Origin of the sequence: Rhizobium sp. BK112 (assembly GCF_014193215.1) — a bacterium.
GTDB lineage: Bacteria > Pseudomonadota > Alphaproteobacteria > Rhizobiales > Rhizobiaceae > Rhizobium > Rhizobium anhuiense.
In genome coordinates this window covers 145,664-157,817 of record NZ_JACHYZ010000012.1, presented here as the reverse complement: position 1 = coordinate 157,817, position 12,154 = coordinate 145,664, and the positions used below count along the sequence as shown (strand labels likewise).

The 12,154-nt window shown below is 58.9% G+C and carries 9 protein-coding genes; 7 read left to right on the top strand and 2 right to left on the bottom strand.

The features are described from left to right. Positions 1–52: 52 nt before the first annotated feature. The gene (gene repC, locus FHT75_RS28150) at positions 53–1,357 is read left to right on the top strand and encodes a plasmid replication protein RepC (protein WP_063473719.1); all 1,305 of its coding nucleotides are present in this window, start codon (positions 53–55) and stop codon (positions 1,355–1,357) included. Positions 1,358–1,534: 177 nt separating this feature from the next. Here the strand turns inward: repC and FHT75_RS28145 are convergent, their stop codons facing one another. Together FHT75_RS28145 and FHT75_RS28140 are read right to left on the bottom strand one after the other, a co-directional pair. Then, positions 1,535–3,529 (bottom strand): glycosyltransferase, encoded by a 1,995-nt coding sequence (locus FHT75_RS28145; RefSeq protein ID WP_047619057.1) that lies wholly within the window; start codon positions 3,527–3,529, stop codon positions 1,535–1,537. Further along, complete coding sequence (locus FHT75_RS28140; RefSeq protein ID WP_183845292.1) at positions 3,511–4,743, bottom strand: HlyD family secretion protein; 1,233 nt, start codon at positions 4,741–4,743, stop codon at positions 3,511–3,513. Before FHT75_RS28140 ends, FHT75_RS28145 begins: the two co-directional genes overlap by 19 nt. 297 nt (positions 4,744–5,040) lie before the next feature. Here FHT75_RS28140 and FHT75_RS28135 point away from each other — a divergent pair, with 297 nt between their 5' ends. From FHT75_RS28135 to FHT75_RS28110, 6 genes are all read left to right on the top strand, one after another. After that, positions 5,041–7,338: a PBP1A family penicillin-binding protein gene (locus FHT75_RS28135; RefSeq protein WP_063473718.1), complete on the top strand. Its 2,298-nt coding sequence runs from the start codon at positions 5,041–5,043 to the stop codon at positions 7,336–7,338. Between the two features lie 93 nt (positions 7,339–7,431). After that, positions 7,432–8,316: a dihydrodipicolinate synthase family protein gene (locus tag FHT75_RS28130; protein ID WP_063473717.1), complete on the top strand. Its 885-nt coding sequence runs from the start codon at positions 7,432–7,434 to the stop codon at positions 8,314–8,316. Positions 8,317–8,323: 7 nt separating this feature from the next. Further along, positions 8,324–9,001 carry a GntR family transcriptional regulator gene (locus FHT75_RS28125; RefSeq protein ID WP_174824481.1) on the top strand — a complete coding sequence of 226 codons (678 nt, stop codon included), beginning with the start codon at positions 8,324–8,326 and terminating at the stop codon, positions 8,999–9,001. 56 nt (positions 9,002–9,057) lie between these two features. Next, positions 9,058–10,386 (top strand): ABC transporter substrate-binding protein, encoded by a 1,329-nt coding sequence (locus FHT75_RS28120; protein WP_063473716.1) that lies wholly within the window; start codon positions 9,058–9,060, stop codon positions 10,384–10,386. Then, positions 10,386–11,324, top strand: coding sequence for a carbohydrate ABC transporter permease (locus FHT75_RS28115; protein WP_047619046.1), 939 nt, complete (start codon positions 10,386–10,388; stop codon positions 11,322–11,324). Before FHT75_RS28120 ends, FHT75_RS28115 begins: the two co-directional genes overlap by 1 nt. Then, positions 11,324–12,139 (top strand): carbohydrate ABC transporter permease, encoded by an 816-nt coding sequence (locus FHT75_RS28110; RefSeq protein ID WP_027664817.1) that lies wholly within the window; start codon positions 11,324–11,326, stop codon positions 12,137–12,139. The genes FHT75_RS28115 and FHT75_RS28110 overlap by 1 nt, the downstream gene beginning before the upstream one ends. Positions 12,140–12,154: the final 15 nt, after the last annotated feature.

The window sequence follows — 12,154 nt, the reverse complement described above, 5'->3', positions numbered from 1 at the left end:
AGGCACCAAATTGGTGGATGGTTTTCTTTTGCCTGAACGAAGGTGAAGGCAAATGGAGAGTGGATATGTGACGACGCCCTTTGGGCGGCGGCCGATGTCGCTTGGCATGCTGGCAAGCCAGCAACTGGCCGAGACCATCGAGCCGGGAATGAAGCGCAGCAAGTGGAAGCTGTTCAGGGCAATCTGCGAGGCGCGGCCGGCGCTCGGCGTGACCGATCGGGCGCTGACGGTGCTCGATGCGCTTCTGACTTTCTACCCTGACGACGAGATTTCCGAAGAAAAGGGCCTGATCGTCTTCCCGTCGAATGCGCAGCTTTCGCTGCGTGCCCGCGGCATGACGGCAGCCACCCTCAGGCGGCATCTTGCCGTCCTGGTCGAGGCCGGCCTGATCCTGCGCAAGGACAGTCCGAATGGAAAGCGCTATGCGCGCCGCGACAAAGCAGGTGCCGTCGGGGAGGCCTTCGGCTTCAGCGTCGCGCCGCTGCTCGCGCGTGCGGTTGAAATCGAAAACCTGGCCGCCCAGGCGGTCGCCGACCGGGAATTGCTCAGGGTGACCAGGGAACGCCTGACGGTGTGCCGGCGCGATATCTCCAAGCTGATCGCGACAGCCATCGAAGAGGAGGTCTCCGGTGACTGGGAGGGAATTTCGGCGATGTTCCGCACGCTCCTTGCCCGAATTCCGCGCGTTGCGACGGCCGAAGCACTGGCGCCGCTGCTCGACGAGATGGGACTACTGCGCGATGAGATCATCAACGCATTGGAAAGACGGATAAAAACACAAAATATAGGCGCCAATGAGTCTCAGATTGAGCGTCACAAACAGAATTCAAATCCCGACTCTATTTATGAACTTGAACCACGCTTCGACACGAAGCAGGGCGAAAGGGCGGTGGCCGATAATGAGCCGAACGCCGAAGCGCCGGACGAGCGAAGATTGAAACAACCGAAGCCTTCCGGCGGGATGGGCAACAAGGCGAAAGACACGGCAGATCCAGGGGCCGGGCATAGCCTGAAATCCTTCCCGCTTGGCCTCGTCCTCCAGGCCTGCCCTCAAATTCTCGACTACGGGCCGGGTGGAACGATCGGCAACTGGCGGGATCTGATGTCGGCTGCCGTCATCGTGCGCTCGATGCTCGGCGTCAGCCCCTCGGCCTATGAGGAAGCCTGCTCGGGCATGGGGCCGGAAAATGCCGCAACCGTGATCGCCTGCATCCTGGAAAGGGGAGGGCATATCAACTCGCCTGGCGGTTATCTCCGCGATCTGACCCGAAGAACCGAGAGGGGCGAATTTGCTATCGGCCCGATGCTGATGGCGCTGGTGCGGGCAAACAGTGGAGTGCGGCGACATGCCGGTTGATCGTAAGGAAGTTGCGGCTACGACAATGATCCGCAACGCTGACAAAGCGGCAACAAGGCAAAGAAAAACCCGCCGCTGAGGGCGGGTTTGGTTGGCGCCCCTTCGATGGAATAATCCGGCTCTGTTGCGGCAACGCTCGAGAGGACGCCGGCCGGACGATCCGAGGTTGACCGTCGACTACAACGTGCGCGTTCGCCCGAACGAACGCAGAAGAAGATTAAGAGAGACCGCGACTTTATCGATGTCGCGAATGTCCTGCGAATATTGACCAGTGTAGAGCTTCACGATCATGCTGTCGCGAGCAGAGCCAATGAGTTCGAAATACAGGTGGAGGTAGTAAGATTGCTTGTCACCGCCGCGACTTATGCTCCTGCGTCGTTGGGTGACCAGTCTGAGCTCAGATTTGAACGGAGCAAAGCCGGGCAGTTTAAGCACGACGGATTTGGATTGAAATCGGGACATGGTGGGGACCGCAACGACCGCCTTGTCCAAGGCCAAACTTACGATTTGGCCAGGGACATCGTCTACGATCGCGGGTTCATCGAGTTTGAAGGCATGAAACAAGCGTCGGGGTTTCTCAAAGCAGATGAGCGATGCGATGAGCAGCACGACGATATTGATACCTGACCACCAGGCCGCGACCGGCGAAAACTGGCCTTGTACATGCGCCGTTTCCGGGACGATGTTGACCAGCAGACCAAGGACGGTGATCATGATGATGCTTGCGATCCAGGCGAAGCTGTAGCGGTCGAACTGGTTCGACTCGTTGCCACTGCCCTTCGGCGTCACCCTGAACGGCTTGCCAAATGGTCTCACGAGACTGGAGACCACGGTAGGCAACATGCGGAATGTCGCAAAGGTCCCGACGGCGCTTGATATCACAGGCAGATAGCGCGTCGGCGTGATCCATAGCATAAGCAGAAAATACGCTGCCAGCAGCGGCACCTGATGAGACACATAATCGGCTATGTCAGTGAAATAGAGGGGGAGCAGGCCGAACCAGAGATAGACGATGGGGACGAGCAATATCATGAAGCGGACCAGATACTGCACCAGCCAGGACGCCGGCAGGAACATGATCCGTTGAAAGAGCGTCAATCCGGGGCCACGCAGCGGGCCATTATGCAGGTAAAGGGTTTGAATACCTCCCTGACACCACCGTTCGCGCTGCACAAAATAACCGGTTAGGTTTTCGGCAGCCAATCCCATCGACAGCCGCTCGTTCAGGTAGCGCGTTTTGTAGCCTTTGTTGAGCATTGAAAGAGTTGTCAGCAGGTCTTCTGTGATCGACTCCGTCGGGAATCCTCCTATTGCGTCAATGGACTTGCGGCGGGCAATCGAGCATGACCCGCAGCAGAAACTGACGTCCCAGGCGTCTCTGCTGGGCGCGATCTCGTCGAAGAACAAACGCTGCTCGTCCGGCCAGATATTCTCCAGGCCGAGGTTTGATTGCACCGGATCGGCGTTGAAGAAATGTTGAGGCGTCTGGACGATGCCGATGCTTTCGTCGCAAAAGAAGGGCAGCGTTCGGCGAAGGAAATGTCGATAGGGAACAAAATCGGCGTCGAAGACCGCAATAAACTCGCCCGAGCTGACCTTCAGCCCATTGTTCATATTGCCCGCTTTGGCGTGGTTGTTGTCGCCGCGCATGACGTGGATGACGTTCTTTTCTTCGCAATAGGCCTTCAGCCAGTCCCGGCGTTGATCGTCAAGCACGTACACATTCAATTTGTCGGGAGGATAATCCAGCGAGCGGGCGCCGATGATGGTTCGCTCGAGCACGTCGAGTGGCTCGTTATAGGTTGGAATGAAAACATCGACAGTCGGCAGCTCACGCTTGTCGCGCGCAAAGAAACCACGAGCCAGCCTGTCCGCTTCCGCGCTCCGGTCGACGTAGCGGCTCATCAATACCAGAAAAAGGATGACTTCGACGCACGCCAGAATCTCGACGACGAAGAGGATCCAAACCCAGTAGAAACTCGCACCGTTGTTGGGATAGGGAAGCACTGTCTCCGTCAAGCGCCAGAACATGTATCGCAATGCGACTGCAGCGACAAACGCGCAGGTCACCGCCCGTGTCCAGGTGTGACGGCGCGACCAATTGAACGGCCCCAGGCAAAAGAAGGCCAAAACGAGAAAGGTCGGAACCAGCGCTACAAGATACTGAACCACAGGCTTTTGACCCAGTTGGACACGTCGATGCCGTGCTTGGAAAACCTTACCTGCACTGTGCGCCCCACTTGGCAGGAGTTCGCAAAGTCGTCGTTCATGAAGGATGGATCAAGGCGAACCCGAATGCGGGCATTGCGCTGAGTCGACGGCGGCAAAGTGGCGGCAAAGGAATCGGTCTCGACCGAAGCCGAACTGCCTCTGACAGAAATGACCGTGCCCTTGAAGACATCGCTACGGCCGAACAAACGCACCTGCGCGACAAGTCCCGGATAGATCTCGTCATAATTGACCTCGGGAACAAGGATATCCACAAACAGCTCTCGACAGTCGAGGAGGCGCATCAACTCGTCATTCAGCACAACGTTCGAACCGCTGACGATACTCCTCGCCCAAACAACGCCGTCAAAGGGCGCTATCGCGGTTGCGGATTCAAGGCTGCTGACGCGATTTGCCTCTTTGACCAGCTGCTTTTGAACTTCGGTGGCTCGTGTTTCATTTTCCGCTATGCGCGAGTTCAAGTCGTTGATGCGAACGACTACCTCGTCTTCGCGCTGTCGCGAATAAGGCACGTCATTCTGCCCGTCGCCGAAGACAAAGATACCCTGGCGGACCGCATTGAGCCTTTGTTGCAATTGATCGACAGTCAGGTTGCTGATTTCGACCTCGCCGCCGGTCGCAGCGCCCGCGGCACGCGCGGCCTCAACCAGCTTCTGCGTGAGAATGCCTTTTGACTCGAGCTGCATCCGGCGGCTCAAGTCGACCTGGGCGACCAGATCCTGAGCTTGCGACACTTCGACTTTCTTCCGCAGGATTTCGACTTCGCGTTCGAGATTGGCAATGGTGGTCTGGTTGTAGACTTCCAATCTGGTAGACAATTCCTCGCGAAGCGCGGAGAGTTCCTCCCGTTCCTTTTTCAGTGCCGCGACGCGGTCGAGCGCCGTGTTGTGATCTGCCTCGAGCGACGCGAGGATTGCGCGATTGACGCGCGTATTTCTGATTTCTGCGAGGGATTGTCCCGCTTTGACCGGGCTGCCGACCTTGAGGGATTCTTCCGCAATTGTGCCATCGATTGGGGCATTAACGACCGCAAACCGCGCATTGACCGTGCCATCAAGGCTCGTAAAGCCGGTAATCGTCGGCAATGAAACGAGTGTCACCAGTGCCAGCAGCAGCAGGCCGACAACAATGCGTGTGATGCGATGGTTCCAGATCATGTTGGCATCCGAAGGTATCGCTTCTGCAGCATCCGCCCCAATCGAGCGGGGACAAACCGATGCAACTAATTCTTGTAATTTAGCGCATTGAAAAAAATAGACAAGTGATGGTCGTAAGCCTGAGGCAGAAGCAGGTCGGCTGTGGACGAAGTGCCGCATTGAAAGTCTACGGCGGCTGTTCGATCAGGGGCTTATTCCGGCCAAAACGCCTCGGAGCGATTGGGGCCTTTTGCGGTAGAACACGCAGCATCGCTCGGCTATAAAGTTCACGCCACTTTGGCCTTTTGGCGGTAACCGATGCCCAATCCTCCCGAATCCTCAGGCGAAAGCGTTGGCAAATCGAGCACGGGTGGCAATCAGCAAGCAGTTTCGGCAACGCAAGTGACCGCCTCGGATTCGCCGAGAACCACCCAGGCCGACAGTCCGCAACTCCCTCACCGACCCTTCGTCCAAACTCGCCAGGCCGCGAGCAATCTGTTAGGTGCGCTGCGTCACGATTTGCAGGCAAGTCCTGTGCTGGCGAAGATCAAGTCGATGGCTTTGTTTTTGATAACGAGGCTGACGAGGTCGATGCGGCTGGGAAGCACATCGGCTCTCACCAAATGGATGACGACTGCTCCGATCAAAGCCGGGCGCGGCATTCGCCATTGGCATAGCAAGCCGCGCGAAAGTCGCCGGCGCCGATGGCTTCCGGCGAACTGGTGGAAATTCGCTATGGGCTGGGCCTTGCTTGTGTGCCTCCTCATAGGCAGCGTGCTGGTGTGGGCACTAAAAGACGTGCCCTGGAGCGAGATTCGTGACGGAACGTTGAAGCCGATTGTTGTGCTGGAAACCGCTGACGGTGCGCCGCTCGTAAGGCAGGGACCTTATCAAGGGCCATATACGCAATACGACCAGTTCCCGTCCCATCTGATCGATGCCGTCCTTTCGATTGAGGACCGCCGGTTCATGGACCATTTCGGCGTCGATCCGAGAGGGATCGGGAGGGCGTTTCTCCGGAATTTGGAGGCTGGCTCGGTGGTGGAGGGGGGCAGCACCATCACCCAGCAACTCATCAAGCTGCAATATCTGGACAGCGATCGAACGATAAAGCGAAAGATACAGGAGGTTGTGATCGCAGTCTGGCTGGAGTGGAAGCTCGGCAAGCGGGAAATCCTGACGCGCTATCTCAACAGCGTCTATCTTGGCGCTGGCGCGACAGGCATGCCTGCCGCCGCGCGGATCTATTTCAACAAGGATATCGACGCCCTTAACTTGCCGGAATCGGCGATGCTGGCGGGGTTGCTGCGGGCTCCAAGTCAATGGAATCCCATCGACAATTTCGAAGGCGCCCGGCAGCGTAGCATGGTCGTTCTCGATGCGATGGCGACCAATGAAAAAATCACCGCGCCAGAGGCGGCGGAGGCCAAGGCGAGCTTTGCCAAGCTGCATCCAACGACGCCGACGCCGCGCTCGGGAAGCTGGTTTGCGGACTGGATTTCGCCGCAAGCGAGCGAAATCGCCGGCTCCTCGCCAGGTTCGACGTCGGTGCGAACCACGATGGTGCCGCAATTGCAGCAAATCGCCGAAAGGGTCGTGAAAGGAGCCTTGGACGGTGAAGGGAAGGCAGTCGGAGCATCGCAGGCCGCGTTGGTTGCGATGACGCCCGATGGCGCGGTCGTCGCGATGGTTGGCGGGCGCGACTACAAGGCAAGCCAGTTCAACCGCGCCGTCACAGCGATGCGCCAGCCGGGTTCCACCTTCAAGCTATTCGTCTATTACGCAGCATTGAAGGCCGGGTTCACCTTGTCTGACCAGGTTCTGGACGCGCCAATTGACATCGATGGCTGGTCGCCAGAAAATTCCGGCGGCAACTATCGCGGTTGGGTAACGCTTGCCGAGGCGTTCGCGCGATCGCTCAATGCCGCTTCAGTCGCGCTTGCCGAAGAGGTTGGTTTAGACAATGTGATTGCCGCAGCGCGTGAACTCGGCATCGATGCACCACTCGCCAACACGCCGTCTTTGGCGCTTGGGACATCCGAAGTAAATCTGCTTAACCTCACCAGCGCCTATGCGTCCGTCCAACTCGGTAGGGCACCTGTCAAGCCCTGGGGCATCATCGACTTTCAAGCGGCAGGGCAGCCCAAGACATTTCGAGTTGGCTCACAATCAAATCCGAACGTCGATCTTTCGCCCTACCAGTCCGATCTCCTCGGCCTCCTGCAGTTGGTGGTCGAGCGCGGTACTGGGCGTGGAGCGGACCCCGGCACGTTTGCGGCCGGCAAGACCGGCACGAGCCAGAACAATCGTGACGCCTGGTTCGTTGGCTTCACGGAAGCGCTTGTCGTCGGTGTCTGGGTTGGCAATGATGATGACGCGCCGATGAAGGGGGTGACGGGCGGCGCCCTGCCAGCGCATATTTGGCGGGATTTCATGCGCCAGGCGACGGCCGAACCTCCGCTGAATGGCGTGCGATCGACAGAAGCGGCAAGCGATGGTCAAGGCGCACCGCAGTCCTGTAACATCACCGCCTGCTCGCGCAGTTACCGCTCCTTCCGGCCTTCCGACTGTACCTATCAGCCATATTCCGGCGGCCGGCGGCTCTGCGAAAAGTGACGTGGCGCGCGTAACGAGGAGTCTGCAATCACCTCTTTACAGCTAACATGTCAGTCTGCTACATCTAATCTCAACAATCGGGAGGAAGCATATTTGACCCAGAAATTCGGCCTGTCAGTCGCCCTTGCCACGCCGTTTGACAGCAATGGCGATATTGCGATCGATGCGATGATCGTGCAGGCAAGGCGAAGCCTCGCTGCAGGATGTTCCAGCGTAACCCTGTTCGGAACGACGGGTGAAGGCTCCTCCATCGGAAGCCGGGAACGTGACCGCGTCCTCGCGTCTTTCCTCGATGCGGGGATCGCGGCAAAAAACATCATCGTCGGTGTGCTGGTCGATGCCGCCGAGGATGCGGCGATCCAGGCAGATCATGCTCTTTCCCAGGGCGTTCGTAATATTCTTCTTGCCCCGCCGTCCTATTTCAAGAATGTCAGCGACGACGGTGTCTTCCAGTGGTTTTCGGCCGTCTTCGCCATTCTGGGAGACAAGGCGCGGGACATCATCGTCTACAATCTTCCCTCGCTCACCATGGTCCCGCTGACCGTGTCGCTGATCGGACGGCTGCGGACCGCCTTCCCCAATATCGTGACAGGCGTCAAGGATTCTTCCGGCGACTGGCCGTATACCGAAAGCCTGCTCAAGGCGCATGGCGATCTCATTATCCTGGTGGGCGATGAACGGCATCTTGCCAGGGGCGTGCGGATCGGCGGCCAGGGGGCGATCTCCGGCATGGCGAATTTTGTGCCCCGCGACGTCAAGCTGATGGCCGAAGAAGGCAAGGACGATCCCCGCATCGAGGGTTTTGTGGCCGAGCTGCTCAAATATCCTGTTGTCCCGGCCGTGAAAGCCATGATGGCGCACGTGGCGTCCGAAGAGATCTGGCTTGCGGTGCGCCCGCCGCTCGCTTCAATATCCGCCGAAGGGCAGGCGCAGCTCGCTCTTGCTTTCGATCGTCTTTTCCAGTCGAAAGCGGCATAGGTCAGACATGTTTCGGGAAGAGGCGATGGACGAAACGGACGAGCAGCCAACGCTGCGGGAAAAGGCGTATGCGAGCTTCACGCGCCATCTTCTTGCGCGTGACGTGCGTCCCGGCCAGTTCGTCTCCCAGCGCCGTCTCGTCGAGCTGACGGGACTGACGCTCGGCGCCATCCGTGAGCTCATCCCGAGGCTCGAAGCCGAAGGGCTGATCAAGACGGTCCCCCAGCGGGGTTTGCAGATTGCTCATATCGACCTCAACCTCATTCGCGAGGCCTTCCAGCTGCGCGTGTTCCTGGAGAAGGAGGCCGTCGCGCTTTTCACCCGCTCTGCGTCTGACGAGACGATCGCCGGGCTTTTGAAGCAGCATCGGGATATCGCCGATGCCATTCGAAGCGGCGATACATCGCACGAATTGGAAGTGCACGCGCAGGCCGTCGATTGGGGTATGCACGACGCCTTTATCGATGCCCTGGGAAATTCCATCATTTCGAACGCCTATCGGGTGAACTCGATCAAGATGCGCCTGATCAGTCAGGATCGTTTTCGCATCGAAGGTCACGTCGGACCTGTCATGGGCGAGCACCTGAAAGTGCTCGAGGCGATCGAACGACGATCGGCGGAGGACGCCGTCAACAGCCTTGTCGCACACATCAATCATGCAAGAGATCGTGCGCTCAGGATATAATCGGAAATAAACAGCCGGGGGTGAGGAGATCGCCGGCAATAAGGAGGAGGAATCACATGTCATCGTTTTTGAATCCGACGAGACGCGGCTTTCTGGCGGGCACAGCCGCTTTTGGGGCGAGCAGCATGCTCGGCATGCGGCTCGCATCGGCCGCCGTCGACTGGAAGCGTTTTGCCGGCACGACGCTCGAAGTCAACCTGGTCAAGAGCCCGCGCAGCGAAATACTGCTGAAGTACCTGTCCGAGTTCGAGGCGCTCACCGGCATCAAGGTCAATGCCGAAGCGACGCCCGAACAGCAGCAGCGCCAGAAGACGACGATCGAGCTGAGCTCCGGCAAGCCGAGTTTCGACGTCGTGCATATGAGCTACCATGTCCAGAAGCGGCAGTTCGAAAAGGGCGGCTGGCTTGCCGATATCAGCGGTTTCCTCAAGGACCCTTCGCTGACCGACCCGTCCCTGACGGAGGGCGATTTCGCCGAAGCCGGCCTCGCCTTCGCCAAGGACGCCGGAGGTGTTCTGCGCTCTCTTCCCTTTTCAGTCGATTACTGGATCATCTACTGGAACAAGGCGCTGTTCGAGAAGAAGGGGCTTGCTTACCCCTCGAGCTTCGAAGAGCTGGCAAGTGCTGCGGAGGCACTGACCGACGCTTCGACCAACACCTACGGCTTCGTCGCCCGCGGCCTGAAGAACGCCAATACGCCGGTCTGGACGTCGCTGCTGCTCGGCTATGGTTCGAGCCCGCTCGGCCCTGACGGCAAGCTGCGCACGACATCGCCGGAAGCGATCGATGCGGCCAAGCTTTACCAGAGACTGATGACCAAAACCGCCCCTCCCGGCGTCTCCGGCTTCAACTGGGCGGAGGCGCAGTCGGCCTTCCTGCAGGGCAAGATCGGCATGTGGCTTGATGGCGTCGGTTTTGCACCGCCGATCGAAAATCCGGAAAAGTCGCGCGTCGTCGGCCAGGTCGGTTACGGCATCATGCCGAAAGGCCCGAAGGCACAGGCCGCAGGCACCTTCGGCGACGGCCTTGGCGTCGTCGCAGCAAGCCAGAAAAAGGAAGCAGCCTACCTCTTCTGCCAATGGGCGATTTCGCATGAAATGGGCGCCCGTCTGCTGCAGGCCGGCGCCGGCGTTCCTTTCCGGCAGTCCGTCCTCGAGGATGCGAAGGTTCGCGAAGGCGTCAAGATGCCGGGCGCGTGGCTTGATGCCGTCGTCGGTTCGGGCAAGATCTCGCAGCTCGCGCTGCCGGTCATCATTCCGGTCACCGAGTTCCGCGACATCTATGGCGTCGGTCTCACCAACATGATCGGCGGCGCTGATCCCGAAACCGAACTGAAGGCAGCGACGGCACAGTTCGAACCCGTCCTGGCGAAAAGCGAGGGATAATGGCCTCGGCAAGCATCGAAACGGCCACAGCGGCCAAGGCGTCGAAAGGAAGGAGCAAACCGGATCGGTTTGCTCCCAACTACTGGCCCTTCGTCATCCCGGCGCTCATCGTCATATCGGCCGTGATCGTCTTTCCATGGGTGTTTACCGTGTGGATGAGCGTCAACAGCTGGACGCTCGGCCAAGCGCAGGTCTTTGCGGGGTGGGACAATTATGTGCGCCTCGCCGGCGACGTGCGCTTTTGGGAGTCGCTGTGGCATACGGTGCTCTATACGACGCTCTCCGTAGTGGTTCCCCTTTTTCTGGGAACGCTCGCCGCGCTGATCTTCGATGCTCAATTTCCGCTGCGCGGTCTCATCCGCGGCATATTCGTGATGCCGATGATGGCCACACCCGTCGCCATCGCACTCGTCTGGACGATGATGTTCCATCCGCAGCTCGGCGTTCTCAACTATCTCCTCTCCCTCATCGGCATCGGTCCCCAGGAGTGGATCTACAATCAGAGCAGCGTCATCCCGTCGCTGGTGCTGGTCGAGACCTGGCAATGGACGCCGCTTATCATGCTGATCGTGCTTGGCGGCCTGGCGGCGGTTCCGCGCGAACCTTATGAAAGTGCGGAGATCGATGGCGCCAATGTCTGGCAGAAATTCCGTTATCTGACGCTGCCGATGATCGCGCCTTTCCTGATGATCGCCGTGATCATCCGCAGCATCGATGCAGTGAAAAGTTTCGACATCATCTATGCCATGACCCAAGGCGGCCCCGGCACGGCGTCGGAAACGATCAACATCTATCTCTACAACACCGCTTTCGCCTATTACGATATCGGCTATGGCTCGGCCATGGCGGTTGTCTTCTTCATCCTCATCGTCCTGCTTTCTTTCGTCCTTATGATGCTCAGGCAGCGCGTGAACTGGTCCGACGGGGAGGCACGCTGATGAAGCGCAAGACGCTCGATCGCATCGGACTGCTGTTCGTCGCCCTGGTGATGATCTCGCCGGTCGTCCTGTTCTTCCTCTGGATGATCTCGCTGTCGCTGAAGTATGAAATCGACAACGGCGCCTATCCGCCGATCTTCATCCCGGAGCGCTTGGCCTGGTCGAACTATCTGAAAGTCTTCGAGGAGAACAATTTCTTCCTCTATCTCTGGAATTCGGTGCTGGTGACGGGTGCGGCCACGCTTCTGGCGCTGCTGATCGGCGTGCCCGCCGGATATGGCATCGCCCGGCTGAAGGCGGAGAAGTCCGCGATGGTCATCATGATCGCGCGCATGACACCGGGCCTTTCCTTCCTGATCCCGCTCTTCCTGCTGTTCCAATGGCTGAACCTGCTCGGCACGCTCTTGCCGCAGATCATCATCCATCTCGTGGTCACCGTGCCGATCGTCGTGTGGATCATGATCGGCTATTTCGAGACGACCCCGATGGAGCTGGAAGAGGCTGCAAGCATCGACGGCGCGACACCCTGGCAGGTTTTCCGTCTGGTCGCCTTGCCGATCGCAAGGCCGGGCATCGTCGTCGCCTTCATCCTGTCGGTCATTTTTTCCTGGAACAATTTCGTCTTCGGCATCGTGCTCGCCAGTCGCGAGACGCGCACGCTTCCGGTCGCGGTCTACAACATGCTCTCGTTCGAACAGGTCAGTTGGGGTCCGCTCGCGGCAGCCGCATTGATCGTCACCTTGCCGGTGCTGATCTTGACGGTGTTTGCGCAACGGCAGATCGTGGCAGGCCTGACGGCCGGAGCCGTCAAGTGAGCGGGTGAGACGACG